Genomic DNA, 24,680 nt, shown 5'->3' with positions numbered 1-24,680 from the left:
AACGCCATAATAGACAACGAATCGTTCTGTGTCAACAGCTTTTTACAAATTTATTCGGCAGCCTGATCCAGACCAAAAGCCTTGTGCAGAACACGCACGGCCAGCTCCAGATACTTCTCGTCCAGCAGGACCGATACCTTGATTTCGGAAGTCGAGATCATCTGGATATTGATGCCCTCTTCTGCCAGTGTACGGAACATGGTGGAAGCGATACCGCAGTGCGAGCGCATGCCAACGCCGACGATCGAAACTTTGGCGACTTTGTCATCAGAGTCGATCTTGGCCGCGCCGATATGCGATTGCACATCACGCAGCACATTCAGGGTCTTCTGGTATTCGCCGCGCGGTACGGTAAAGGAGAAGTCGGTGGTGCCGTTCTCGCCGACGTTCTGGATGATCATGTCGACTTCGATATTGGCATCCGAGATCGGGCCCAGGATCTGGTAGGCGATGCCCGGCTTGTCCGGTACGCCCTTCACATTGATGCGCGCCTCGTTACGGTCAAACGCGATACCTGCTACCAGGGCCTTTTCCATATTCTCGTCTTCCTCAAAAGTAATCAGTGTGCCTTCGCCCTCGTCTTCAAAGCTGGAGAGCACGCGCAGGCGTACCTTGTATTTGCCGGCGAACTCGACCGAGCGGATCTGCAGCACCTTGGAACCCAAGCTGGCCATCTCGATCATCTCTTCGAAAGTGATGGTCTTCAGGCGGCGGGCTTCCGGCACCACGCGCGGGTCGGTGGTATACACGCCGTCAACGTCGGTGTAGATCTGGCATTCATCGGCCTTCAGTGCGGCGGCCAGCGCCACGGCAGAAGTATCGGAACCACCACGACCCAGCGTGGTGATATTGCCGGCTTCATCAATACCCTGGAAACCGGCGACAACGACAACGCGGCCAGCCGCGAGATCGGCACGCATCGGCGCATCATCAATAGACTGGATACGGGCCTTGGTGTGAGTGTCATCAGTCTGCACCTTGACCTGCCAACCGCAATAGCTCTTGGCCTTCACGCCGATTTCGTTCAGCGCCATCGACAGCAGGCCGATGGTGACTTGTTCGCCGGTGGAAATCACCACGTCGAGTTCGCGCGGGTCCGGATCATCCTGGATATCGCGCGCCAAGGCGATCAGGCGGTTGGTTTCGCCACTCATGGCGGAGACGACAACCACCACATCATGTCCCTGGGCTTTCCATCTGGCGACACGGCGCGCCACATTCTTGATGCGCTCCGCAGTGCCCATCGAGGTGCCGCCGTATTTTTGTACGATCAGTGCCATATTCGTTTTTCTTCAAGATAGGGTTTGGATGTCGAGCGATGATTCTGGCCCGAGAACGTGTCATATGGCAAGGCACTTGTCAGGGTTTTTCCGGCTTTTTTACGTGAAAAATGCATAAAAAAACGGCGAAGCCGATGAATACAGTTTCAGTCAAAAACAGATAAGAAACTGTATTCATCGGCTTCGCCGGTCGATTCAAACACTTGTTTGCCAAAACAGCTTATTCAGCTGCAGGCCAAGACTCAGGGCAATAGCCCCTCTTCTGCGCCGGGCTGCATGCGCATTGCCTGCTCGCGCAGATTGCGGATTTCCTCCAGCCAGTAGTTTTCGCTGCCGAACCAGGCAAAGGCCCGGGCAAACGCCGGGTCGTGACAACGTGCGGCCAACCACGCGCTGTAATTGATCTGGCGCAGACCGCGCAGCGCCTCGATCAGCCGCAGCTCGCGATAATCAAACTCGCGGAACTCTTCATAACCGGCCAACAGCTCCGACAGTTGCAGCGCCTGCTGCTCGCGCGTCCCGGACAACAGCAGCCACAAGTCCTGCACCACCGGCGCCATCAGGCTGTCGTCAAGATCGACAAAATGGGCGCCGTTATCCGTCCACAGGATATTGCCGGCGTGACAATCGCCATGACTGCGCAATAGCTGCGGCGGGCTACCCGCCGCCAGCGCGAGGCCAGCAAGCTCCAGCACGCCTTGCGCCGCGACCCGATAATCGTGCTGCAGTGATGGCGGCAGCTGCGCGCTGGCCAGTGTTTGCGCCAGTGCAGTTTGCGTCTGTGCCAGCCCCAGGGTTGGCCGCAAGGTATAAGCGCGGCGCTGACCGACAAGGTGCATGCGCGCGATAAAGCTGCCGATGCGGAACAGCGTGTCGGGGTCTTCCAGCTCGGGGGCGCGGCCGCCGGCACGCGCAAACAGCGCAAAGCGGTAACCCTGCCAGTGCTGCAAGCTTTGGCCGGCCAGGAGCAGCGGCGCGACCACCGGCACCTCTTCGGCGGCCAACTCATGCGCAAAATCGTGCTCCTCGCGGATCTGCTCCTCAGTCCAGCGCCCTGGCCGGTAGAACTTGGCAATCAGGGGCGGGCCGTCGTCCATGCCCAGCTGATAGACACGGTTTTCATAGCTGTTGAGCGCCAGCAAGCGGCCATCCGGGCGCAAGCCCAGCGCCTCGACAGCATCCAGCATCAACTCCGGCGTCAGGCCGGCAAAAGGCAGTTCGGTATTCATCCCTGCATTATGCGCCCGATCTGTGCGCGGTGGCGCTGGCGACATTCTTTGCCGCAGCGGCTATCCGGCAGGTAACATCGCGTCATGAGCACGACATCCTTTACATACTTCCAGGCCGAAGACCGCCTGCTGGTCGTTATCCAGCCGGGGGATCACAAACTGTGGCTGACGCGGCGGCTGACCCGCTCCATCCTGCACGAGATTGCCGAGCTGTTTGCCAGCAAGGTGCCGGGCGAAGGCATTCCGGGTGCCGGCAGCCAGGCCGACCGCGTCGCTTTCGAACATCGCATGGCCATGAATGGCGAAGACCTGCAAGAACAGCAGGACGACACGCCGCCGATGCAATTCAGCGAAACACCGCCGGCGGCGGCCAACGATGACGGCATCCGCCTGTGCACCGGCCTTGATGTCACCGTCGGTGACAATTACGCCAAGCTCAGCCTGGTCAGCGAAGACATCACGCTAACGCTGCGCCAGAGCCGCGCCGGTTTTCACCGTTTTCTGCGCAGCATCCAGCTGTGTGCCGACAAGGCCGGCTGGGATATGCAGAGCAGCCCCGCATGGCTGCGCCAGAGCCTGATTGCCGGCCTGCTGGACAATCTACCGCCGCTGGACGAAGAAGACGACAACCACGAACACGACAGCTAAGCTGGGTTTAATGCCTGCCCTCAGCCCCTGCCGCTGCCCGTGCTAAGCGATGCTTAAGCCAGCCGTGGCAGGCTATGCGGCCAACCTTGTCGAGAACCGCCCATGAATCAGCACAGCCCCGTCCAGCAAGCCGCCCAGCGCAGTCTGTGGGTCAGCGTCGTCGTCAATGTGGTGCTGACGGTATTGCAGCTGTTTGCCGGCCTGTGGGCCGGTTCGCAGGCGCTGGTGGCTGACGCGCTGCATTCGCTGTCTGACCTCCTGGCCGACTTTGTGGCGCTGCTGGCGCGCAAGCACAGCCGCAAGGCCGCCGATCATGATCATCAATACGGCCATTACCGCTACGAAAATGCCGCCTCGCTGGCTCTCGGCGCACTATTGCTGGCCGCAGGTTGCAGCATGCTGCTGGGCGCGGGCAACAAGCTGATCCATCACGACAGCGCCCAGCCCGTGCATGCATTGGCGCTGTATATCGCGCTGTTTACCCTGATCAGCAAGGAAGGCCTGTTCCGTTACATGCTGGCCATCGCCACCCGCGCCCGCTCCAGCATGCTGGTGGCCAACGCCTGGCATGCGCGTGCCGATGCTGCTTCTTCGCTGGTGGTTGCCGTCGGGATTGGCGGCAATCTGCTGGGCTACACCTGGCTGGACCCGCTGGCGGCCGCCCTCGTCGGCTTCATGGTTGGCCGCACCGGCTGGCAGTTCGCCTGGGATGCGCTGCATGACCTGATGGACCGCGCCGCCGACGACGACACCGTCAATGCCATTCGCGACGAGCTGCTGGCCACCCCCGGCGTGCACGGCATTCACGATCTACGCACCCGCCGCCTTGGCGATCATGTGCAGGTTGATGTGCATCTGGAAATCGACGGCGCGCTGACCGTGCGCGAGGGCCACGACATCGCAGCCGCCGCGCGCGATCGCGTGGTGCAAAATCATCCGGTGCTGGACGTGATGACCCATATCGACCCGGTCGAGCCAAGAGTCTTGCAGCCCGAACGCCAAGGGTAATTCCGCATTGGCAGTCCTGACGGGCAACGCTTTAATGCAGTGTGGCCCGCATCTTGTGCCGGGCATGGCTATGGAGAAGCCCACCGCGCCATGAAAGTTGCCCTGTTCATCCCCTGTTTCGTCAACGAACTCTACCCGCATGTCGCGATGGCCACGGCCGAGCTGCTTGAGGGCTACGGGCTCGAGGTTGACTACCCGCTCGCCCAATCCTGTTGCGGCCAACCCTTGAGCAATAACGGCGACAGCGCCGGTGCCTGTGCGGCGGCCGAACGCTTCACCGGCATCTTCAAGGATTACGACTACATCGTGTCGCCGTCCGGCAGCTGTACCTCGCACGTCAAGCATCATTACGACTGGTATCTGGCCGACAACGCCGACTACAAACGCCTGCAGCCCAAGGTCTACGAGATCGTCGAATTCCTGCAGGACGTGCTGAAAGTCGACAAGCTGCCCAAGCCGGTGTACTTCCCGCATCCGGTGTCGATACACCAGAGCTGCCACGGCCTGCGCGAGCTGCACCACGCCGCGCCATCCGAGCTGATGATGCCCTACCACTCGCGGCTGGAAAGCATCCTCAAGCTGGTGGATGGTGTCGAGGTGCGCCTGCCCGAGCGACGCGACGAATGTTGCGGCTTTGGCGGCACCTTCAGCGTCGACGAGCCGGAAGTGTCGGTGGCGATGGGCGAAGACCGCGTCGCACAACACGAGGCCACCGGTGCCGAATTCATCGTCGGCGCCGACCCGTCCTGTCTGATGCATATGGGTGGCATCATCCGCCACAAGTGCCGGACTATCCGCCCGCTGCACATCGTCGAGATCCTGACCGGACGCGGAGGCGGCGTATGAAGAACGACAATATCAACCACGCCCAGGCCGCGGCCGACTTCCTGCAAGACCGCGAACAGGCGCGCTGGCACGACTCGGCCATCTGGTGGGTAAGGCAGAAACGTGATGTACAGGCAAAGCAGCTGCCCGAGTGGGAACAGCTGCGCGGACTGGCACGCGACATCAAGGCACACACGCTATCGCGGCTGGACGAATACCTAGAGCAATTCCAGCGCAATGCCGAACAGAACGGCGTGACCGTGCATTGGGCGGCCGATGCCGATGAACACAACCGCATCGTGCACGGCATCCTCGCTGCGGCCAACGTCAAAAAGCTGGTGAAATCCAAATCCATGCTGACCGAGGAATGCGGGCTGAACCCGTATCTCGAGCAGCGCGGCATCGCCGTCATCGACACCGACCTCGGCGAGCGTATCGTGCAGCTGCGCGAAGAGCCGCCGAGTCATATCGTGATGCCGGCTATTCACCTGAAGAAGGAACAGATCTCGACACTGTTCCACGAAAAAATGGGCACCGAGGCCGGCAATAATGACCCGACCTACCTGACCCACGCCGCCCGTGCCGATTTGCGCGAACACTTCCTGTCCGCCGATGCCGGCCTGACCGGCGTGAATTTTGCGATTGCCGAAACCGGCGGCGTGGTGGTGTGTACCAACGAAGGCAACGCCGATCTGGGCACCGCGCTGCCGCCGATTCACATCGCCAGCATGGGGCTGGAAAAGGTGATTCCGAAGCTCGAGCACCTTGGCGTATTTACCCGCCTGCTGGCACGCTCGGCCATCGGTTCGCCGATTACCACCTACACCTCGCACTTTCACCGCGCACGCCCTGATGGCCAGATGCACATCGTGATTGTCGACAACGGCCGCAGCAATATTCTGGGCAATGAAGACTTTTACGGCAGCCTGCGCTGCATCCGATGCGGCGCCTGCATGAACACCTGTCCGGTGTATCGCCGCAGCACCGGCCACAGCTACAGCTACATCATTCCGGGGCCGATCGGCTCGACGCTGGGCCCCAGCCGCGACATCAAGAAGCACGGCAGCATGGCCTTTGCCTGCACCACTTGCGGCTCGTGCAGCAATGTCTGCCCGGTGAAGATCAATCTGCACGAACAGCTGGTGCTCCAACGCAAGCGCGCCTTTGATGCCGGCACGCTGAAACCGGCCAAGAAAATCGGCCTGCTGGCGATGCGCTTCCTCACCCAGCATCCTTCACTGATGGACGCCGGCGGCAAGGTGATGCGCAAGGTGGTGCCCATCGTGCCGGACAGCCTGACACGCCACAGCGCCTGGAGCCGGCCGGGGCGCGAGCTGCCCGAGATGCCGGCGCAGAGCTTCAAGGAAATGTGGCAGGCTCGCAAGGACAAGCCATGAGCCGGCAACCAGCTACCCGGCCAGTCAGCGCAGCCGACTTCGAGGCCTTGCTGGCGCTGCGCCTTGCCGCCATGCGCCCCAGCCTAGAGGCGCTCGGCCGCTATGACGAAGCGCGTGCCAGGCAAAGGTTGGCCGCAAACTTTGCCGCCGAACACAGCCACTGGATTTTGCAAGACGACAAGGCCATCGGCTGGTATGCGATTCGCCCCGCCGCCGACCATCTGTCTCTCGATCATCTCTATCTGCTGCCCGAACATAGCGGACAAGGAATCGGCGGCCGCATCCTGCAGCAGCTGCAGGCACAGGCTCGCCAGTTGCAGTTGCCGATACGGCTGGGCGCGCTGCGCGACAGTGCGGCCAACCTGTTCTACCAGCGCCACGGTTTTGTCCGGACCGCAGAAGAAGAATGGGACATCTACTATCAATGGACCGCACCACAGGAGACATTGCCATGAACAGCCGCGAGCAGATTCTCGCCCGCCTGCGCCAGAACCGTCCGCAAGGCCCGGCGCTGCCCGATATCCACGCGGTCGAGTTCATCCGCTTTGACGACCGCTTTGCCGCCTTCCAGAGTCTGATCCGCAATCTCGGTGGCGATGCCGTGCAATTGCAGGACGGCGAAACCGTGCAGGACATCGTGGCGCAACGTTGGCCGCAACCAGGCCGCGTGGTCGACCTGACAGTCAGCCAGCCGGAACAGGCGGCCAACCCGCACGCGTGGAACGATGTCGATATCGCCATCTGCCCGGGCGAGCTGGCGGTGGCCGAGAGCGCGGCGGTGTGGGTGAGCCACCCGGATAACGAATTCCGCTCGATTTACTTCCTCACGCAAAAGCTGGTGCTGGTGGTGCCGCGTGAGGCCATCGTCGACACCATGCGTGATGCCTACAGCCGCATCGCCATCCGCGAACACGGCTTTGGCGGCTTCATCGCCGGCAGCTCGCGCACCGCCGACATCGAGCAAAGTCTGGTGATGGGCGCACACGGCGCGATGGCCGCGCTGGTGGTGTTTGTCTGAGATAACACAAGCTTGCCTCAGCGTGTCTCGGCAGGCTGAGGCTGGCTGCCGCAGCAAGCAGCAAGCTTGGCCGCATACAGCCGGCTACATGCCCCCGCCCGACTCCGCCCTGCCGCTTGTATACCCCTTCATGCCAGCCTCTTCTGACGACGGCCAAACCACAGGCCCAGCGCATGAATAATCCCGATCGCGGCACAAATCGACGAGCTCCACCACATAAAGGCCGTGGACTGTTGTTGCAGATCCAGCAAGGTCAGCACCGGCAAGGGCGCCAAGCCGCGCAAGAGATAAACCGCAGCAATCAGGTACAAGACCGGCCGCTGCCACGGCAGACACGCCTTGCCGCGCGCCTCGCACAGGGCATACGCCGCCCAGATTGCCAGTATCAGCGCGATAGCGCTGGTCAGGAGCGCAGGCCGCCACGAGCCGCTCAGCTGCATATCAGCCAGCTCCGGCACCCCAAAAAAACGGTACCAGTCGGGGCCTCCGGCAATGATGGCCAGATGCGTTACGGCTGCCAGCAAGCTGCAAGCCCCCGCCAGCATGAGGAAACGGCGGGCATGAAATGCCGATGTTTCGGCAGCAAGATTGGGCAACATTCGCGACTCCTTAATCGACGGAATGGCGCATGCTAGCCGCCGCACAGTGCCGGCCGCTTGTACAAACACGACATGGCGCTAGACCACCGGCGCGTGGATGCCGAATTCGCTGGCGCTATGGCCGATCTGCTCCGGGATAGCAGCGTCTGCCTGTAAAAGTCGCCAAAAGCCTTCCTGACGATCCCGCTGTGACAGTAACTGCCCCGGACTGAGGCCCAGCAAACCGGCAAAATCGCGCGTCATCTGCGACTGGTCGTAATAGCCGCTATCCAGCGCCAGCTCGGCCAGCCGCCCGCGCCAGTCTTGTTGGGCCGACAGCAGGTTCAAGGCGCGCATATAGCGCCGCTGACGACGCGATGCCTGAAACGACAGGCCGTAACTGGCCAGAAATCTTCGCTCGAACTGGCGCACGCCCAAGCCCGCGCTGGCGGCCAACTCGACGACATTGCCTGATGCCAGAATCGGCTCGGGCAAAAACAGCGCGGATGCAGCCGCCTCTTCTGCCCGCCATGCCTGCCGCCGCAACCAGTTTGCCAACGCCAGCGACCACTGCAGGCCCGTCTTGCCCGGCAGCAGATCACTGGCGAGCCTGGCCACCTCCGCACCAAATAATGCCGACAAATCCAGCACCTGATCTGCCAGCAATCCGCCAGGGACCGAACAGATACGGCTTTGCCGCCCCGGCCACAGCACCGCACTGATCAGCGTGGTATCCGGCAAGGCACGGATATGCGCCTGACGGCTCAGCGGCCCGACAAAAAATGCCCGTGGCGTCGGCTGCCATTCGCCATCAAAACGGTATTGCATGCCCCCTGACCGGAAAATGCCCACCGTGCTAAAAGGCATGGCAGGCATCATCACCTCGCCGCCCGGGTTTTCCCGGACTTCCAGATACCAGATCAGTGACTTCAAATCCGCTGGCGCGGGCAGTAACAGACGCGACATGGTGGGTGCACGCAAAGGTTGGCCGCAGCCAGTCTAGCGCAACACTATGCATTCGTTCTGAAAGCCTTGCCGTTTGCTGCGGACTGCACAACTCAGCCATCCGGCACGTTCATGCAAAAAAGCTTGGCCGCAAGCACGAAGCAGTTGCGGCCAAGCTTTTTCACTCAATCCGGCAAAACCGTTCAGCCGGCCTGATCTTCCCTGAACAACCATCCGCCCAGCACTGCACCCACGACCGCGCCTGCCAGTTGCGCCAGCACAAAGCCCGTCACATCAGCCGGGGCGATGCCGGCGAAGGTATTGGTAAAGCTGCGCGCCAGCGTCACGGCCGGATTCGCAAACGAGGTGGAGGCGGTAAACCAGTAAGCCGCCACGATATACAGCGCCACCAGCATGGGCACCTTGTCTCGCGCGTAGCGCACGCCGCCGAGGATGGTCAGCAACAAGCCCGCAGTAGCGACCGCCTCGGCTATCCATTGCGGCCAACCTGTACGCACATGTTGCGAAGCCTGCAGCAGCGGCAGATCGAACATCGCATGCGCGAGCATCACACCGAGCACGCCGCCCGCACATTGCCACAGCAAATACGGCAGCACTTGTGCACGCGGTAACTCGCCACGCGCCGCCATCACCAGCGTCACCGCCGGATTGAAATGCGCGCCGGACAGCGGGCCGAACAGCGTGATCAGCACCACGAGGCCGGCGCCGGTGGCCAGTGCATTGGCGAGCAAGGCCACCGCGTCGTTACCGGCGGCAAGGCTCTGCCCCATGATGCCGGAGCCGACCACCACCGCCAGCAGCAAGGCGGTGCCGAGGCCCTCGGCGACATAAGCACGCACGCTCATAACTGGCCGATCTCCCGCAACGTCGCCTGCAAGCTGGCGCGATCCAGCGCGTCCAGATCCAGCGCCGCAAACGCTGCCACGCGGCGATGGACGATCTGGTAAGCCGCTTCGAACGCGGCCATCGCTTCTTCGTCATTGCGGCCAACGTGGGCAGGATCAGGCAGGCCCCAGTGCGCCTTCAGCGGCTTGCCCGGCCACAGCGGGCAGGTCTCTCCGGCAGCGCTATCGCAGACGGTAAACACAAAATCCATCTGCGGCGCGTCAGGCAGGCCGAACTCGTCCCAGCTCTTGCTGCGGTATTCGGCGACATTGATGCCGTGTTTCTCCAGTGTTTTCAGTGCATAAGGATTGACCTTACCTGTGGGCTGGCTGCCGGCGCTGAAACCGCGCAGGCGACCCGCGCCAAGCTGGTTGATCAGTGCTTCGCCGAGGATGCTGCGCGCCGAGTTGCCGGTGCAGAGAATGAGGACGTTGTAGACCTTGTCAGTCATGCTTTTTCCTTTCGCGGGAAACCACGGCCTCGATATTCTTGCGGCCGATCAGCTGGATTTTTTGCGGCGCCGGGGCACAGCAGGCGGCGGCACTGGTGCTGCCCGCTGCCGGGGCGCAGCAGCTGCTGTCGTCGCTGCTGGTGGCGGCCTCGGGTGCCTTGTAGGTCTCGGCGCTGCCCATGGTGCGGTAGGCTTCCCAGGCGATGCCGGACGGATCCTCCACCCAGTGCTTGTCGGATTTGGCGTAACAGCACACAGTGCCTTCCTCGCTCAGCGAAGGCATGGCGGCGCAGTCGATGCGTGCCTTGAATTCGGCCAGTTCTTCATCGCTGTCAAACTGCAGGCCCAGATGATCCAGCCCCGGCTGGGTGCCGCGCTGGCTGATGGCAAAGTTGATGCGCGGGTCTTCCGGCATCCATTTGGCGTAGTCAGGCTTGACGACGGCCGGCTCGCAGCCGAACACCACATTGTAAAAAGCGATGCTCTTGGCCAGATCATCGACCGCGACGTGTATATGCATGCGTTTCATGGTTTGACTCCCGTTTCAGCAACCGCAACCGTCTGCCGTTGACGCACGGCAACAGTTCTCGGTCATAAACGCCAGCAGGTCGTTCATGCTGGCAAAGTTGGCCGCATAAATCACATAGCGGCCCTCCTGACGCCCGGCAATCAGCCCGGCGTGGCTCAGTTCTTTCAGATGGAAGGACAAGGTCGCCGGCGCACAGCCCAGCGCCTCGGCCAGCTCGCCCGCAGCACGGCCGGCGGGGCCGGCTTCGACCAGCTGGCGAAATACCGCCAGCCGCGTCTCTTGTGCCAATGCGGCCAACATGGTGACTGCCTGTTTCGTTTCCATATTTTGACAATCGTTGAAATATGGAAGTGATTATCGGCAGGCGGCGGTCAAAAAGCAAGCGTCTTAGCAAAACAAAACCGCCTGCAGCAGAGCCACAGGCGGTTGGTGGTTTCCAGGGCAGGCGCTCAGGCCGCCGGTTTGGGCTTTTGCGTCATCCGCCCCGACAGCAGGCTGGCACTGGCAATCAGCAAGGCGCCCAGATATTCCTGCGCCTTCATCGCCTCGCCGGCCAACAGGTAGGCGGTGATGGCGGCAAACACCAGCTCCATCAGCATCAGCGTCATCACCTGCGTTGCCGGCAGCAGCGACAGGCCGTGCATGGAGATGATGCTGGTGGCGAGCAAGGTCGCCCCCAGACAGGCAAGGATGATCAGCATCTGGCCGTCGATCAGCGCCAGCTCGCTGCCCAGCGTGCCGCGCCACAGCAGCGACACCAGCCCGCAGCCGGCGACACCCAGCCAGACGGTGGCGGATTTCAGCGGCACAGGCAGGCCATGCGCACGCTTGGACAGCACATTGCCCAGTGCAAACGCCATGCCGCCCGACAGCGCCAGCCAGTCGGCACGGTCTGTCAGCATGCCGCCGGCCAACAGCCCCGGCCGGTACAGCATCACCGCCGCACCGGCCAGTGACAGCGCAATCACCAGCCAGCCCTCGCGGCTGAGCTTTTCGTGCAATAGCAGCCAGCAAAACAGCGCCGTCCACAAGGGCGACAGATAGAACAACAGCAGCACCCGCATCACCATGCCTTCGGATACCGCCAGCGTGTAGGAAAAATTGCACCAGCCATACAGCAGCGCCAGAGGCAGCAAGATCCACTCGAAGCGCGCCTGGCGGCGGAAAACATCACGAAACAGCCACACGCCCATACAAGCGGCCATGATGTAGACCACCAGCGACGTTGCCGCCGTGGAAAAGCCGGCCTCGTGCAGAAAGCGGAACGGATACCACATCACGCCCCACACCCAGGCTGTAGTCAGCGCACAGCTCACACCCAACAGCTTTTGCTTGGCAAGTTCCATAAGCTTTTCTTACTATTGTCCCTTTGTTGCATTGCAAGGAAGCGGCTTTGAACCCCCACCTCGATCTGTTGCAGCCCTACCCTTTCCAGCGCCTGCGCGGCTTGCTGGCCGATATCGTGCCACCCGCAGGATTAAGCCATATCAATTTATCGATAGGCGAGCCCAAACACCCGACACCCGAGGTGGTAAAAAACGCGCTGATCGCCTCGCTGGACGGCCTGGCCGCCTACCCGGCCACGCTGGGTACGCCAGAATTGCGCGCCGCCTGCGCCAGCTGGCTGCAGCGTCGCTACGGCGTGACGGTGGATGCCGCGCGCGAAATTTTGCCGGTATGCGGCAGCCGCGAGGCGCTGTTCTCCTTCGTGCAGGCAGTGATGAGTGCCGGAGGCGATGAAAAGCCGGTGCTGATTTCGCCCAATCCTTTCTACCAGATCTACGAAGGCGCCGCGCTGCTGGCCGGCGGCGAGCCTTTTTATGTCAACTGCCTCGCGGCCAATCGTTACCAGCCGGACTGGGCCAGCGTGCCCGAGTCGGTGTGGCAGCGCACCCAGGTGGTGATTGTCTGCAGCCCGGGCAACCCGACCGGCGCGGTGATGAATCTGGACGACTGGCGCGAGCTGTTTGCACTGTCCGATCGCTACGGCTTCGTCATTGCCAGCGACGAGTGTTATTCCGAAATCCACTTCGGCACGCCGCCACTGGGCGGGCTGGAGGCGGCACAAAAACTCGGCCGCAGCTTCGAGCGCCTGGTGATGTTCACCAGCTTGTCCAAGCGCAGCAATGCGCCGGGCCTGCGTTCCGGCTTTGTGGCGGGCGACGCCAAAGTGCTGGAAAAATTCCTGCTCTACCGCACCTATCACGGCAGCGCGATGAGCGTCACCATCCAGCAGGCCAGCATTGCCGCGTGGAACGACGAAGAACATGTCGAGTCCAACCGCGCTGCCTATGCCGCCAAATTCGACGCGGTAACCGGCCGTCTTTCCCGTATCCTTGAGGTATCGATGCCGGATGCCGGCTTCTACCTGTGGGCGGCAGTGCCCGGCGGCGATGATGTAGCCTTTGCCCGTCGTCTGTTTGCCGAACAGCACATTACCGTCTTGCCCGGCAGCTTCCTCGCGCGCGATGCCCACGGCGTCAATCCCGGTGCCGGCCGTATCCGCCTGGCGCTGGTGGCACCGCTGGCCGAGTGTGTCGAGGCCGCCGGCCGTATCGAGGCCATGCTGGCCTGATCGCAGAATCTGCGGCCAAGCTCATGGTTGGCCGCAACGTACTACCCCGAAAATACAAAGGAAATACCATGCACCCGTTGCAGAACCTGATCGAACAAGCTTTCGAAGACCGTGCCAACATCACCCCGGCCACCGTGACTGCCGAAGTCAAAAGCGCGGTCGAGCAAGTGATCGCCGAACTGGACGCCGGCACCCTGCGCGTTGCCGAGAAGATTGACGGCGACTGGGTAGTGAACCAGTGGGCGAAGAAAGCCGTGCTGCTGTCCTTCCGCATTCGCGACAACGAAGTGCAGGACGACGGCGTGAGCCGCTACTTCGACAAGGTCGACACCAAGTTTGCCGACTGGGATCAGGCGCGCTTCCAGGCCGCCGGTTTCCGCGCGGTACCGGGCGCCGTGGCACGCAAGGGTGCCTACATTGCCAAAAACACCGTGCTGATGCCGTCCTATGTCAACATCGGTGCCTATGTCGATGAAGGCACCATGGTCGATACCTGGGCGACTGTCGGCTCTTGCGCACAGATCGGCAAAAACGTGCACCTGTCAGGCGGCGTCGGCATCGGTGGCGTACTGGAGCCGCTGCAGGCTAACCCGACCATCATCGAAGACAACTGCTTCATCGGCGCACGCTCCGAAGTGGTAGAAGGCGTGATCGTCGGCGAAGGCTCGGTGATCTCCATGGGCGTCTACATCGGCCAGTCCACCAAGATTTACGACCGCGAAACCGGCGAAATCACTTACGGTCGCATCCCGCCAGGCTCGGTTGTCGTATCGGGCAACCTGCCATCCAAAGACGGCAGCCACAGCCTGTACTGCGCGGTGATCGTGAAGAAGGTTGACGCCCAGACCCGCAGCAAGACCAGCATCAACGAACTGCTGCGCGGCGTGTAAGTTTTTGCCTTCAGGCAAAACACTTACATAGAAATGCCACGCTGTTGCAGACCAATGCCATGGCTTTTTGCGCCATGCAGCATAGAACGCTAGAATAGCGGGCATAAAACAACAAAGGGGATCGGCTGCCGATCCCCTTCTGTATTCTGCCGCAAGGACACACACCCCATCGTGGAAACCGACAGTTTTATCGAATTTCGCAATGTGAGCTTCGCCTACGGCGACCGCCCCATCCTGCAGGACATTTCGCTGCGCATCCCGCGCGGCCAGCTGGTCGCCATCATGGGCGGCAGCGGCAGCGGCAAGACCACGCTGCTGCGCCTGATCTCGGGCCAGGTACAGGCCCAGCAAGGCCAGGTACTGGTAGACGGCCAGGACGTTGGCCGCATGAGCCAGCGCGAGCTTTATCAGCATCGTCGCCGCATGGGCATGCTGTTCCAGTTTGGCGCGCTGTTTACCGACTTGTCGGTATTCGACAATGTCGCCTTTCCGATTCGCGAACACACCGCCCTGCCAGAAAGCATGATCAATGATCTGGTGCTGATGAAGCTGCACGCCGTCGGCCTGCGCGGCACCGAGGCGCTGATGCCGGCCGAGCTGTCCGGCGGCATGGCACGCCGTATCGCACTGGCACGCGCCATCGCGCTGGATCCGCAAATCATGCTGTACGACGAGCCTTTCACCGGGCTGGACCCGATCTCGCTGGCAACCATTGCCCTCCTGATCAAGAAATTCACCGATGCCCTCGGCACCAGCGCCGTCATGGTTACCCATGATGTGCACAAATCGCTGGAGATCGTCGATTACGTCTACTTCATCGCCAATGGCCGCGTAGCCGCCAGCGGTACGCCCGATGAAGTACGTACCTCCGACTCGCCGTGGTTGCACCAGTTCGTGCATGGCGAGGCCGACGGCCCCGTGCACTTTGCCTATCCCGCCACGCAAAGCCTGGCGCAAAGCTTTCGCCTGAAGGAGCGCTGATGCTGGACTGGTTTCTGAATCCGCTGCGCCGCCTCGGCCACAGCACCATCAACGCCGTGTGGAAACTCGGCATGATGAGCCGCTTTTTGCTGGCGATTTTCATGCAGTCCGGCCAGAGCCTGCTGCGCTTTCATCTGGTGATACGCGAGGTGTATTTCGCCGGCGTGCTGTCGCTGATCATCATCATCGTCTCCGGCCTGTTTGTCGGCATGGTGCTGGGGCTGCAGGGCTATAACACGCTGTCACGCTTCGGCTCGGCCGATGCCCTGGGCGCGCTGGTGGCGCTGTCGCTGCTACGCGAACTCGGCCCGGTGTTGGCCGCACTCTTGTTTGCCAGCCGTTCGGGCAGCGCGATGACCGCCGAAATCGGCCTGATGAAGGCTACCGAGCAGCTCGAGGCGATGAGCGTGATGGCAGTCAACCCGATTGCCCGCGTAGTCGCACCACGCTTCTGGGCCGGCGTGATTTCGATGCCGGTGCTGGCCGCGCTGTTCAATGTGATGGGGATTTTCGGCGGCTATCTGGTTGGCGTGGTGATGATAGGCCTCGATGCCGGTACGTTCTGGTCGCAGATGCAGAACAACGTCGATCTGCATTACGACGTGGTCAACGGCCTGATCAAGAGCGTGTTTTTTGGTCTGGCTGTGACGCTGATCGCAGTTTTTGAAGGTTTTGATGCCACCCCGACGGCTGCTGGCGTATCGTCAGCCACAACACGTACCGTGGTGACATCGGCCCTGGTTATCCTGGCGCTGGACTTCGTCCTGACCGCCTTCATGTTCTAGGAATGCTCTGAAATGAAACGATCTATCATGGACTTGTGGGTCGGCATCTTTGTCGCCATCGGTCTGGCTGCCGTCACCTTTCTGGCGCTCAAGGTCGCCAACCTGACGCCGCAAAGCCAGGACAGCAGCTACACCCTGGTGGCCGAGTTCGACAATATCGGCGGCTTGAAAGTGAAGGCACCGGTCAAATCTTCCGGTGTACTGGTTGGCCGCGTCAGCAATATCGAGCTCGACACCCAGCGCTATGTGGCCAAGGTCACACTGAGCATGAGCAATCAGTATCACTTCAGCCGGGATGCCAGTGCCGAGATCCTGACTGCCGGCCTGCTGGGCGAACAGTACATCGGCCTCGTGCAGGGCGGTGACGAAGAAAACCTCAAGCCGGGCGAGCGTATCCAGCTGACCTCGTCGGCGCTGGTACTCGAACAGCTGATCGGCAAGTTCATGACCAGCTTTGCCGAAGGCAATAACAAGGCCGATGCTGCCAAGACAGAAAACGGCCAGTAAGCACCCTCCATTGACCGAAGAAAGACAGAATCATGAAAAAGTTCTTTAGCTGTATCGCCCTGATGCTGGGCCTGATTTCCCCCGCCATGGCCAATGATGATGGCGCGCTGAACCTGATCCGCGACACCTCGCGCCAGGCGCTGGAAACCCTGAAGAAAGAAGACGGCAAGAATACCGGCAAGATCCGCGAACAGCTGGTCACCATGGTCACGCCGAAATTCGACTTCCAGCGCATGACCGCTCTGGCCGTCGGCAAGGACTGGCGCGCCGCGACGCCGGCACAGAAAGAGCTGCTGGCCCGCGAATTCCAGACCCTGCTGGTCGGCACCTACTCGGCCACCATGACCCGCTTCAAGAACGCGCAGATCGAGGTCAAGCCGACCGTGCAGTTCAATAACGAAGGTCGTGAAGCGGTGGTGAAATCCGAAGTTACCCTGCCAGGCGGCAATGCCGAGCGCAAGCCTATCAATGTCGACTACACCCTGTACAAGACCCCGCAGGGCTGGAAGGTATTCAATGTGTCGGTCGAAGGTGGCAGTCTGGTAACTATCTACCGTAACCAGTTCGGCGAACAGGTGCGCAAGAGCGGCATCGACGGCCTGATCAAGTCGCTGCAGGAAAAGAACGGCAGCAAGGCATGAAACTGCGCGAAATCGCACCGGGCCAGCTGCAACTGAGCGGCGAGCTGACCATGGCCACCGTAGCCGGCATTCTGCCCGAGCTGGAAAAAGCCATCGGCAATGGCGCCATGACCATTGACCTGGCCGGCGTCAGCCTGTGCGACTCTGCCGCGCTGGCACTGCTGCTGGCACTCAAGCGCCGCCAGGACAGCCGCAGCCTGCAGTGGAGCAATCTGCCGCTAAGCCTGTTGCGCCTCGCGCGCCTTTACGAACTCGATAGCTTGCTGGACCTGCCGGAAGGACAAGCATCATGAAACGCACCCTGTTGCTGTTAAGCAGCGTAACGGTACTGGCGGGTTGTGCCAGCACCCCGTCAAACCCGCAAGACCCGCTGGAGCCGATGAACCGCGCGGTATTCGGCTTCAACGAGGCGGCCGACCGTGCCGTGCTGAAGCCGGTTGCCGAGGCTTACCGCTTCGTCACGCCGCAGCCGGTGCGCAGCGGTATCAGCAACTTCTTTGACAATATCCGCGACGTTTACAGCCTCGGGAATCATGCGCTGCAAGGCGAAGGCAAGAAGACCGCCACCGATATTTTGCGCGTCGGCATCAACTCGACCTTCGGCCTGTTCGGCCTGATCGATCTGGCGACGCCGATGGGCCTGCCCAGCTACAAGGCCACGCTGGGAGATACCTTTGCGCATTATGGCTGGCAGAACAGCAGCTATCTGGTATTGCCGTTTTACGGCCCGACCACCGTGCGTGACGGTACCGGCATGATCATCACGCAAAGCAGCGAGTTTCCGGCAAACCAGTACGGCACCCAGACGCGTATAGCGGTTGCCAGCGTGATCAATGTCGTCAATATCCGCGAACAGCTGCTTGGTGTCGAAAAACTGGTAGAGGGTGCCGCACTCGACAAGTACAGTTATGTCCGTGATGGCTATCTGCAGATCCGCAACCGGCAACTCGGCCAGTCTCCGGTCAGCAATCCTGACGATGACAATATCGACGATCTTGTCGATACCGATGCCTCGGCAGCCGCCGCCAGCGCACCGGCTGCGACAGCGCCCTGAACTTGCTGCCAGAGCATGAAAAAACGGACCGAGAGGTCCGTTTTTTCATGGCACAACCATCCGGCAAGCTGCACTACCACAGCCCGAGTTCCAGCCCCGCGGCCAAGCTTGCCCCCAGTTCGGCCGCGGCCGCCAAAGCTGCCGGATCCGGCTCGCCCTTGACTACCAGTGGCGGCAATACCGCCTGCCAGCCATAGCCGGTCGCAATGCGCTCGACAGCCCGCACCGCGCCACTGCCATCGTTGCCGGCCGATACCATCAAGGCATAAGGCCGGCCGGACATCAGCCCTTGCGCCGGATAATAGGTTCGATCGAGAAAATCCTTCAGCGCACCTGCCATATAACCGAAGTTTTCCGGCGTCGCCAGCAATAGGCCATCCGCCGCCAGCAAGTCATCAATTCCTGCCTGCAGGGCTGGCAAGATGCGCTGTTGGACATCGTCAACGTTGGCCGCCATCGCGGCTGCCGCCGCCTCGACCAGCTGCAAGGTGCGGCCCGTCTGGCTGGCGTACACGCACAGCAAGGTTTTCATGGCGCATCACGCAGCAGCTCGGCCAGCAAGGCTTCTTGCGGCCAAGCCGCGGGCACCACAAAACCGCGCGCGACTTCCTGCCAGTCCTCGCCCTGCCCCATCGGCAACATCTCGGCTAGCAGCTGCGGCGTATCACAAGTCTGCAAGTGGGCACGCATGGCGTCTTCATCCAGCAGCGATGAGGCCGGCAAACGTGCCGGCGACAGCCAGCGCAGACGCGGCAATACACACCAGCGGCTATCGGCGCTTTGACACGGCCACGGCAGTGGCTGCAGCTGCCACCAGCCGCACCAGGCCTCAACCGGACGATCAGGCCAGTTGGCCGCAGCAACAAAATGCATGCCGCTGATGCGGCAATAAGCTGCAGTCGGCGTAAAGCCCGCCGGCAAGCAAGCCGCCGGATGCGTGCTCAGCTGCAGCTGTTGTTGCAGACGCGCCTGTTTGCGCCAGCGCGCATCGCGCAAGCTGGGGCCGACAGCATGGCCGTCGACATCAAGGTAATACTTGCTGGCGGTTTCCAGATGCAGCGGCTCGCCATCGACACGCAGCAAAAAATCGAACTCGCCCACCGTGCGGCGGCTGTCTTGCACAGTAAGGTTGGCCGCCACCAGCTCGATATGCGGGGCCAGCCTGAACCAGAAGCGCCACAGCCGCTCGGCATGAAAACCGAGTCGCCGCACCGGCGCGGCTGCCAGCCAGGCATCCAGCGCGGCGGGATCCGCATCCAGCGCCAGGAGTTGCGGCCAACCTTGCGGCCCGAGCAAACGCCCCGGCGCGATTTCGGCCGCATCCGCCCACGGCGGCGGCATGGTTAGCAAGGCGGCCAGATCGCGCACGGCCGGATGACGCAATTCACGCAAGGCCGCCTGCCACATGCTCAGTCTTTCTTGCGCGGCGGCTGGGTGCCGTCGGCAAAGCGCTGGGCCTGGCGGAACAGCCCGCGCAGGATGTCGATCTCCTCGCGCTGCAGGCCGGCACGGTTGAACAGGGTGCGCATACGGCGCAGCAGGCGCTCGCTATTGCGCTTTTCCAACAGGCCCAGATCGTCAAACGTCTGCTCGAGGTGGCCGCAGAAACTGTCGACCTCGCCCAGCGTCGCGGTGCGGTCTTCCGGTTTCAGATAGTCCACCGTCGTGTCGGTGTGGCTGAACAGCTCGTAAGTCATTACCTGCACCGCCATCGCCAGATTCAGCGAGAAGTAATCCGGATTGCCCGGCACGGTCACCAGCCGGTTGCACTGCTCGACTTCCTCGATAGACAGGCCGAATGTCTCATTGCCGAACACCAGCGCCACCTGCTCGCCATCACGCGCGCGCGCGATCAGCTCTGGCGCGGTCTCGCGCGGGGTAGACAGCGGCGTCGACAATTCGCGCCGGCGGCTGGTCAGCGCACAGGCGATGGTGACATCCGCCAGCGCCTCGGCCAGCGTGCCGACAACGACCGCCTGCTCCAGCACATCGACCGCGCCGGACGCTAGGGTGTTGGCCTCTTCACTCGGAAACACCTTGGGCTCGACCAGATACAAACGGGTCAAGCCCATGGTTTTCATCGCGCGGGCGGCAGAACCGATATTGCCGGGATGGCTGGGACGCGCCAGCACGACACGAATGTTCTTCAAAAAATCAGGGACTTGGGGTTTATTCATGGCTCAATTTTGCGTACAATCACGCCCAGATTATAAAACTCCGCTACGGCGGGGTTTTTTCGTTCCTTAACACCGACCAGTTTTTAGCCGCTTGCGGCCAACCTTTTGACGTTGGCCGCAAGCCGTTGATCCATTAGAGGCCGTATGCATCCAGTACTCAATATCGCTATCAAGGCTGCCCGTCGCGCCGGCACCGTTATCCAGCGCTCTTCGCTGAATCTCGACACCATCCGTGTAGAGAAAAAACAGCAAAACGACTTCGTGACCGAAGTTGACAAGGCCGCCGAGCAGGCAATCATCGATGTGATTCTGGAAGCGTATCCGAAGCACGCGATTCTAGCAGAAGAGTCTGGTGCACAAGGCATCGGCCAGTCCGAGTACGAATGGATCATCGACCCGCTGGACGGTACCACCAACTTCATTCACGGCCATCAGCAATACGCCGTGTCCATCGCCATGGCGCATCGCGGCCAGATCCAGCAGGCCGTGGTTTACGACCCTAGCCGCAACGACATGTTCACCGCCAGCCGTGGTGTCGGCTCCTTCCTGAACGATCGTCGTATCCGCGTTTCCAAGCGTTTCCAGATCAATGAACTCCTGATCGCGACCGGCTTCCCGGTGACCGACCAGAGCTATGTCGATACCTACTTCGCCATCCTGAAAGACGTGATCGGCAAGACTGCCGGCGCACGTCGCGAAGGCTCGGCCGCGCTTGACCTGTGTAATGTGGCTTGCGGCCGTGTTGACGGTTTCTTCGAATTCAACCTGAAGCCTTGGGACATCGCTGCCGGCAGCCTGATCGTACAAGAGGCTGGCGGCATGGTCACCGACATGCACGGCGAGCAGACCTGGCTGGAAAGCGGCGACATCGTTGCGGCCAACCCGAAGGTACTGGGCCAGCTGCTGCCACTGATCGGCAAGCACCTGTAAGCCGGCACGCAGCCTGTCATGAAAAACCCGCCCTCAGGCGGGTTTTTTCTTGTCGGCACTTGATAGCATTTCTGGCGCAATCACTGTGCCAATCCGAAGCAGAATACGGACAATGTGCCCAATTTGGGGCACCGTCAGGCATGGCTATCGAAAGGCTTGTGGATAATTCCTCCTTCCTACCCGAAGGTGGTACGCCCCATGACTGTCTCGCGCCATATTGTGCTGATGTTGCTGGCCATCCTGCTGCCGGTTGCCTGCGGGCTGTCCTGGCTGCTGTACAGCGGCTGGCTGGCGCAGGAACACAATCTGCAGCAAAGACTGGATGCGCTGGCGGTGCAACAGCAGCAGCTGCTGGACTACCAGTTGCAAAGCGGCCAGCAGATTGCCGCCACCGCGGCCAACAGCCAGTGGGCACCAGCCATGCAGCAGAGCGAATGCCGCCCGGCCCTGCTCAGCCATGCTCTCGCCGGCAATGCCAGCTTCAGCAATCTCGTCACGGTAGATAACGATGGCGAGGTCATCTGCTCGGTATTGCCGCTGGACAACGCGGCCAGACAGCGCGTCAGCAGCCTGCCCGAATTACCCGGCCTGTTGCAGAACACCCACCCCGCCATCAGCGAGCCGATGTTCGCCCCGATTTCACGGCGCTGGATCAGCGCAATCAGCCATCCGATCAAGCAGGATGGCCACATTGTCGGCCAGGTAATCCTGTCGCTCGATCTGAAAGCACTCGACCGCATCACCCTGCCAGCCGACTTGCCAAACAGCGTGCAGTGGCAAGTCATCAGCGCCAAGGGCCGCTTGTTGCAGGCCAGCGATGCCAGCCTGCATCTGGCCACCTTGCCGGTGCTGCAGGAGGGCATGATTCACCGTCTGCAAGTACTGACCAATACCCGCTGGCAAGTACAAGTCAGCATGCCGCAGTGGTCTTTGCGTGCCACCTTGCTGAAACAGGGCACGCCGCTGATGGCCGGCATGCTGCTGGCCGTGCTGATTGCCGCCGTCTGCGGCTATTTGCTGGCGCGCTATCTGCTGCGCAGTGTCAACGCGCTGACCAGCTTTGTGCTGCGCGTGGCCAAGGGGGAAAACAGCCTGCGCGTCGAACCGGACGGCCCCAGCGAGTTGCGCGTGTTGGGCAGCGAGATCAACCGCATGCTGGATGCGATGGAGTTTTCCGAATCACGCTATCGCCTGCTGTTTGGTGCCTCGACCGACGGCGTGATCGTGGTCAATCGCCAGATGCTGATTCTGGCCGTCAACGAGCAATGTGCAAACATGTTCGGCTACTCGGTAGAAGAGCTGACCGGACAGTCGATCAACATCCTGCTGCCGGTCGAACTGCGCGCGGCCCACCAGCATATTGCGGCCAACTATGCGGCCAACCCGGTCGGCCGTGGCATGGGCCATCGCCCGACCCTGCGAGGCCTGCACAAGAATGGCGGCACAGTACTGGTGCAAATAACCCTGTCGCCGCTGCCGCAAGGCAGCCACGGCATTGCCGCCGCCATCATCCGTGATGTCAGCGAGCGCCAGCAGCTGAAAGACCAGCTGTTGTGGATGTCGCAGTACGACTCGCTGACCCGCCTGCCCAACCGTTTCCTGCTGATTGACCGCCTCGGCCAGGCGGTACAGCGCAGCCAGCAGCACGGCCAGCCGCTGGCGCTGATTCTGATCGGGCTGGATCACTTCAAGGTGATCAACGATGCCTACGGCCACGACTGCGGCGACACGCTGCTGATCCAGCTAGCGCAGCGGCTGTGTACTGCCGCTGGCGACACCCGTACCGTTGCCCGCGTCGGCGGCGACGAGTTCGCCATCATCATTGATGACCAGGCCTCACCGCAGCAGCTGCCTGCCATCATCGAACGACTGCGCCAGCGCCTGCAACGGCCGCTGGATGGCCCGGATATGGACAAGATCCAGATCAGCTGCTCGATAGGCGTAGCGCTCTACCCTGCCGACGCCAGCGACAGCCGCAGTCTGCTGAAGGCCGCCGATACCGCGCTGGCTGCGGCCAAGCAACTGGGGCGCGGCAATATCCGCTTTTACCGCGAAGATGAAACCGCCGACTACCGCCAAGAACTGGAGCTGGAAATCCGCCTGCGCGAAGCGATTGCCGAAGACCAGCTGCAGCCCTACTTCCAGCCGATTGTCGATACCCGCAGCGGCCGCATCATTGCCGTCGAAGCACTGGTACGTTGGCCGCAACGCGAGGGCATGATCTCGCCGGCGCTATTCCTGCCGCTGGCCGAAAACGCCGGCCTGCTGCCGACACTGGAACAGCAAACCCGGCGCAAGGCGCTGCAGGCGATCCGCCACTGGAACAATCTGGGTTATGCACTGCAGCTGTCGATCAATGTCTCGGCCGGCGAGTTCGAAAGCAGTGACTTCATCGAGACGCTGGATCGTCAGCTGCGTCACAACAATATCGACCCGGGCCAGATCGTGCTCGAAATCACCGAAAGCGCGGTACTGCACCATCAGGACAGCGCAGTTGCCCGCATGCAGGATCTGCACAGCCGTGGCTACCGCATTGCGATTGATGATTTTGGTACCGGCTATTCCAGCCTGTCCTATCTGCACACCTTCCCGTTTGACCGCCTGAAGCTGGACCGCTCCTTCATCGCCCAGCTGCCGCAAGACGAAAAAGCCGGCATGGTGACCGCCGCCATTATCGGCATGGCACATGATCTGGGCCTGAACGTAGTGGCGGAAGGTGTCGAAACAGCCGCGCAACAGGCGATGCTGGCCAAGATGAAGTGCGATGCGCTGCAGGGCTTCTACCTGCACAAGCCACTGCCGCTGGAAGCGGTCAGTCAGCTACTGCTGGCAAGCCGGCTTGAAGAGCCTGCAATGCACTGATCTTGTCGGCGATCTGCAGCAACATCACTGTCTGGCGGGAGGCCCCATCGGCCTCCCACAAGGCCACCGCCTTCTCGCTGATCAGCAAGCCACCGTCGGGTAGCCGGCTGATCAGGCCGTCATCAATCATCTGATGCACCTTGCGCCGCACGGTTTCGCGAGGGTAACCACTCGCTGTCGACAGCGAATGGATATTACAGAATGGAAATTCCTGCTGTTGCTGGTGATAAAGCCGCTGCGCCTGCGGATGGCGGCTGGAGATTTCCAGCATCAGATAGGCCTTGACGAGGTCACCGGCAAAAAACTCGGCGGCAGCACGCATCTGCAGCAATAACAGCTGATTCTGGTGGATATGAATGCAGACAGGGATCTCTGCCGGCCGGACTGTCAGTCGCTCGCGGCATGTTTCGGGAATTTTCCCACTTTGCAGACATAGCGGGTATGCGCAAAGATTGCTTAGGTTC

The 24,680-nt window shown here is 61.5% G+C and carries 29 protein-coding genes; 16 read left to right on the top strand and 13 right to left on the bottom strand.

Features of this window, described 5'->3' with window-relative positions; translation table 11 throughout:
• Nucleotides 1-50 precede the first annotated feature (50 nt).
• The gene (locus ACZ9W6_RS14895) at nucleotides 51-1,280 is read right to left on the bottom strand and encodes an aspartate kinase (RefSeq protein ID WP_465191957.1); all 1,230 of its coding nucleotides are present in this window, start codon (nucleotides 1,278-1,280) and stop codon (nucleotides 51-53) included.
• A gap of 242 nt (nucleotides 1,281-1,522) precedes the next feature.
• Nucleotides 1,523-2,509: a serine/threonine protein kinase gene (locus ACZ9W6_RS14890; protein WP_465191956.1), complete on the bottom strand. Its 987-nt coding sequence runs from the start codon at nucleotides 2,507-2,509 to the stop codon at nucleotides 1,523-1,525.
• An 84-nt stretch (nucleotides 2,510-2,593) separates the two neighbouring features.
• On the opposite strand from ACZ9W6_RS14890, the gene ACZ9W6_RS14885 reads away from it, so the two are divergent.
• The 6 genes from ACZ9W6_RS14885 (at nucleotide 2,594) to ACZ9W6_RS14860 (ending at nucleotide 7,405) form a co-directional block, all read left to right on the top strand.
• Entirely contained in the window at nucleotides 2,594-3,157 is a 564-nt protein-coding gene (locus tag ACZ9W6_RS14885; protein WP_465191955.1) for a hypothetical protein, read from the top strand.
• 102 nt (nucleotides 3,158-3,259) lie between these two features.
• Nucleotides 3,260-4,165, top strand: a complete 906-nt coding sequence (locus ACZ9W6_RS14880; RefSeq protein ID WP_465191954.1) for a cation diffusion facilitator family transporter — start codon at nucleotides 3,260-3,262, stop codon at nucleotides 4,163-4,165.
• Between the two features lie 90 nt (nucleotides 4,166-4,255).
• Nucleotides 4,256-5,011 (top strand): (Fe-S)-binding protein, encoded by a 756-nt coding sequence (locus tag ACZ9W6_RS14875; protein ID WP_465191953.1) that lies wholly within the window; start codon nucleotides 4,256-4,258, stop codon nucleotides 5,009-5,011.
• Entirely contained in the window at nucleotides 5,008-6,387 is a 1,380-nt protein-coding gene (locus ACZ9W6_RS14870; RefSeq protein WP_465191952.1) for a lactate utilization protein B, read from the top strand. Before ACZ9W6_RS14875 ends, ACZ9W6_RS14870 begins: the two co-directional genes overlap by 4 nt.
• Nucleotides 6,384-6,842: a GNAT family N-acetyltransferase gene (locus ACZ9W6_RS14865; RefSeq protein WP_465191951.1), complete on the top strand. Its 459-nt coding sequence runs from the start codon at nucleotides 6,384-6,386 to the stop codon at nucleotides 6,840-6,842. Before ACZ9W6_RS14870 ends, ACZ9W6_RS14865 begins: the two co-directional genes overlap by 4 nt.
• Entirely contained in the window at nucleotides 6,839-7,405 is a 567-nt protein-coding gene (locus ACZ9W6_RS14860) for a LutC/YkgG family protein (protein WP_465191950.1), read from the top strand. Before ACZ9W6_RS14865 ends, ACZ9W6_RS14860 begins: the two co-directional genes overlap by 4 nt.
• Before the next feature lie 128 nt (nucleotides 7,406-7,533).
• Here the strand turns inward: ACZ9W6_RS14860 and ACZ9W6_RS14855 are convergent, their stop codons facing one another.
• From ACZ9W6_RS14855 to ACZ9W6_RS14825, 7 genes are all read right to left on the bottom strand, one after another.
• A complete protein-coding gene (locus ACZ9W6_RS14855; RefSeq protein ID WP_465191949.1) occupies nucleotides 7,534-8,004 on the bottom strand; it encodes a hypothetical protein in 471 nt (156 codons plus the stop codon).
• Nucleotides 8,005-8,082: 78 nt separating this feature from the next.
• Nucleotides 8,083-8,949: an AraC family transcriptional regulator gene (locus ACZ9W6_RS14850; protein ID WP_465191948.1), complete on the bottom strand. Its 867-nt coding sequence runs from the start codon at nucleotides 8,947-8,949 to the stop codon at nucleotides 8,083-8,085.
• Between the two features lie 182 nt (nucleotides 8,950-9,131).
• Complete coding sequence (locus tag ACZ9W6_RS14845; protein WP_465191947.1) at nucleotides 9,132-9,794, bottom strand: aquaporin; 663 nt, start codon at nucleotides 9,792-9,794, stop codon at nucleotides 9,132-9,134.
• The gene (locus ACZ9W6_RS14840; protein WP_465191946.1) at nucleotides 9,791-10,285 is read right to left on the bottom strand and encodes an arsenate reductase ArsC; all 495 of its coding nucleotides are present in this window, start codon (nucleotides 10,283-10,285) and stop codon (nucleotides 9,791-9,793) included. Before ACZ9W6_RS14840 ends, ACZ9W6_RS14845 begins: the two co-directional genes overlap by 4 nt.
• Nucleotides 10,278-10,814 carry an ArsI/CadI family heavy metal resistance metalloenzyme gene (locus ACZ9W6_RS14835; protein WP_465191945.1) on the bottom strand — a complete coding sequence of 179 codons (537 nt, stop codon included), beginning with the start codon at nucleotides 10,812-10,814 and terminating at the stop codon, nucleotides 10,278-10,280. The genes ACZ9W6_RS14840 and ACZ9W6_RS14835 overlap by 8 nt, the downstream gene beginning before the upstream one ends.
• A gap of 15 nt (nucleotides 10,815-10,829) precedes the next feature.
• Entirely contained in the window at nucleotides 10,830-11,138 is a 309-nt protein-coding gene (locus ACZ9W6_RS14830) for an ArsR/SmtB family transcription factor (protein ID WP_465191944.1), read from the bottom strand.
• 125 nt (nucleotides 11,139-11,263) lie between these two features.
• Entirely contained in the window at nucleotides 11,264-12,160 is an 897-nt protein-coding gene (locus ACZ9W6_RS14825; RefSeq protein ID WP_465191943.1) for a DMT family transporter, read from the bottom strand.
• Between the two features lie 47 nt (nucleotides 12,161-12,207).
• Between ACZ9W6_RS14825 and dapC the strand changes: the two genes are divergently transcribed.
• From dapC to ACZ9W6_RS14785, 8 genes are all read left to right on the top strand, one after another.
• Entirely contained in the window at nucleotides 12,208-13,389 is a 1,182-nt protein-coding gene (gene dapC / locus ACZ9W6_RS14820; RefSeq protein ID WP_465191942.1) for a succinyldiaminopimelate transaminase, read from the top strand.
• A gap of 68 nt (nucleotides 13,390-13,457) precedes the next feature.
• On the top strand, nucleotides 13,458-14,279 hold the full coding sequence (gene dapD, locus ACZ9W6_RS14815; protein ID WP_465191941.1) for a 2,3,4,5-tetrahydropyridine-2,6-dicarboxylate N-succinyltransferase: 822 nt from the start codon (nucleotides 13,458-13,460) through the stop codon (nucleotides 14,277-14,279).
• Nucleotides 14,280-14,450: 171 nt separating this feature from the next.
• The gene (locus ACZ9W6_RS14810) at nucleotides 14,451-15,260 is read left to right on the top strand and encodes an ABC transporter ATP-binding protein (RefSeq protein ID WP_465191940.1); all 810 of its coding nucleotides are present in this window, start codon (nucleotides 14,451-14,453) and stop codon (nucleotides 15,258-15,260) included.
• A complete protein-coding gene (gene mlaE, locus ACZ9W6_RS14805) occupies nucleotides 15,260-16,045 on the top strand; it encodes a lipid asymmetry maintenance ABC transporter permease subunit MlaE (protein WP_465191939.1) in 786 nt (261 codons plus the stop codon). Before ACZ9W6_RS14810 ends, mlaE begins: the two co-directional genes overlap by 1 nt.
• 12 nt (nucleotides 16,046-16,057) lie before the next feature.
• Nucleotides 16,058-16,552, top strand: a complete 495-nt coding sequence (gene mlaD / locus ACZ9W6_RS14800; RefSeq protein ID WP_465191938.1) for an outer membrane lipid asymmetry maintenance protein MlaD — start codon at nucleotides 16,058-16,060, stop codon at nucleotides 16,550-16,552.
• A gap of 32 nt (nucleotides 16,553-16,584) precedes the next feature.
• On the top strand, nucleotides 16,585-17,193 hold the full coding sequence (locus tag ACZ9W6_RS14795) for an MlaC/ttg2D family ABC transporter substrate-binding protein (protein ID WP_465191937.1): 609 nt from the start codon (nucleotides 16,585-16,587) through the stop codon (nucleotides 17,191-17,193).
• Nucleotides 17,190-17,486 (top strand): STAS domain-containing protein, encoded by a 297-nt coding sequence (locus ACZ9W6_RS14790; protein ID WP_465191936.1) that lies wholly within the window; start codon nucleotides 17,190-17,192, stop codon nucleotides 17,484-17,486. The genes ACZ9W6_RS14795 and ACZ9W6_RS14790 overlap by 4 nt, the downstream gene beginning before the upstream one ends.
• A complete protein-coding gene (locus ACZ9W6_RS14785) occupies nucleotides 17,483-18,247 on the top strand; it encodes an MlaA family lipoprotein (RefSeq protein ID WP_465191935.1) in 765 nt (254 codons plus the stop codon). The genes ACZ9W6_RS14790 and ACZ9W6_RS14785 overlap by 4 nt, the downstream gene beginning before the upstream one ends.
• Nucleotides 18,248-18,320: 73 nt before the next feature.
• Here the strand turns inward: ACZ9W6_RS14785 and ACZ9W6_RS14780 are convergent, their stop codons facing one another.
• Genes ACZ9W6_RS14780 through ACZ9W6_RS14770 form a run of 3 tightly spaced genes read right to left on the bottom strand, consistent with a single transcriptional unit; the run spans nucleotide 18,321 to nucleotide 20,424 of the window.
• Complete coding sequence (locus ACZ9W6_RS14780; RefSeq protein ID WP_465191934.1) at nucleotides 18,321-18,779, bottom strand: flavodoxin family protein; 459 nt, start codon at nucleotides 18,777-18,779, stop codon at nucleotides 18,321-18,323.
• Nucleotides 18,776-19,654 carry a DUF1853 family protein gene (locus ACZ9W6_RS14775; RefSeq protein ID WP_465191933.1) on the bottom strand — a complete coding sequence of 293 codons (879 nt, stop codon included), beginning with the start codon at nucleotides 19,652-19,654 and terminating at the stop codon, nucleotides 18,776-18,778. Before ACZ9W6_RS14775 ends, ACZ9W6_RS14780 begins: the two co-directional genes overlap by 4 nt.
• Before the next feature lie 2 nt (nucleotides 19,655-19,656).
• On the bottom strand, nucleotides 19,657-20,424 hold the full coding sequence (locus ACZ9W6_RS14770) for an RNA methyltransferase (RefSeq protein WP_465191932.1): 768 nt from the start codon (nucleotides 20,422-20,424) through the stop codon (nucleotides 19,657-19,659).
• 144 nt (nucleotides 20,425-20,568) lie between these two features.
• On the opposite strand from ACZ9W6_RS14770, the gene ACZ9W6_RS14765 reads away from it, so the two are divergent.
• Both ACZ9W6_RS14765 and ACZ9W6_RS14760 read left to right on the top strand, forming a co-directional pair.
• On the top strand, nucleotides 20,569-21,354 hold the full coding sequence (locus ACZ9W6_RS14765; protein ID WP_465191931.1) for an inositol monophosphatase family protein: 786 nt from the start codon (nucleotides 20,569-20,571) through the stop codon (nucleotides 21,352-21,354).
• A gap of 198 nt (nucleotides 21,355-21,552) precedes the next feature.
• Entirely contained in the window at nucleotides 21,553-24,216 is a 2,664-nt protein-coding gene (locus ACZ9W6_RS14760; RefSeq protein WP_465191930.1) for a bifunctional diguanylate cyclase/phosphodiesterase, read from the top strand.
• Here ACZ9W6_RS14760 and ACZ9W6_RS14755 read toward each other — a convergent pair.
• Nucleotides 24,167-24,547 (bottom strand): hypothetical protein, encoded by a 381-nt coding sequence (locus ACZ9W6_RS14755; RefSeq protein ID WP_465191929.1) that lies wholly within the window; start codon nucleotides 24,545-24,547, stop codon nucleotides 24,167-24,169. The genes ACZ9W6_RS14760 and ACZ9W6_RS14755 overlap by 50 nt on opposite strands.
• Nucleotides 24,548-24,680: the final 133 nt, after the last annotated feature.

This window comes from Vogesella lacus (assembly GCF_979366295.1).
Note: the sequence above shows the minus strand (reverse complement) of the source record. Positions and strands in the feature narration are given on the sequence as shown.